Source organism: Ligilactobacillus pabuli (assembly GCF_022836475.1).
GTDB classification, from domain to species: domain Bacteria; phylum Bacillota; class Bacilli; order Lactobacillales; family Lactobacillaceae; genus Ligilactobacillus; species Ligilactobacillus pabuli.
The window spans coordinates 1-592 of record NZ_BQXH01000021.1; the positions used below are offsets into that span (position 1 = coordinate 1).

General features: G+C 43.4%; 1 protein-coding gene. It reads left to right on the forward strand.

What is annotated here, in order from left to right; translation table 11 throughout:
• Positions 1-592: DDE-type integrase/transposase/recombinase (locus LPAF129_RS09220; protein WP_244056579.1), on the forward strand; the 592-nt coding region annotated here is incomplete at both ends.

Here is a 592-nt window from a genome sequence, read left to right on the forward strand (position 1 = left end):
CACTCACCAAATTATTGGCCGTTGTCGGCGTAAGCCGACAGGCTTATTACAAAGGCTTAAAACGAGAAGAAACTGCGTGGGAAACTCGCAATCGTCAACTCAAGGAACGAACAAAATACTGGTTTAATTTTCACCACCAAGGCATCGGTGCTGGAAATCTTTTAGTGAATCTTAAACACGATGAGTCGATCACTTTTCAAGTGACACATAAGATGGTCCGACGTGTAATGCGTGAACTCGGCCTGAGATGTCAGATTCGGGTTAAGAAACACAACCGTCAGGAAGTAAGTGAACAATATATTCAAGACAATGTCTTGAACCAAGACTTTGAGACAGACGCACCTAATAAGGTTTGGTTGTCGGATTCAACCGAATTGAGATTTGGTCCCAATAGTGAACATAAGATTCGACTCAGTGGTGTTCTCGATCTTTATGGACGTCGTCTTTTGTCACACCATCTCAGCATTACCGAAACCTCAGCTGCGGAAATAGAGGTGTTTCAACGCGCATTTGATAGTGTTGGTGATGTTCACCCACTAATTCACACAGATCGTGGATCAGCTTATACATCTGGCGCCTTCAACAACTTTCT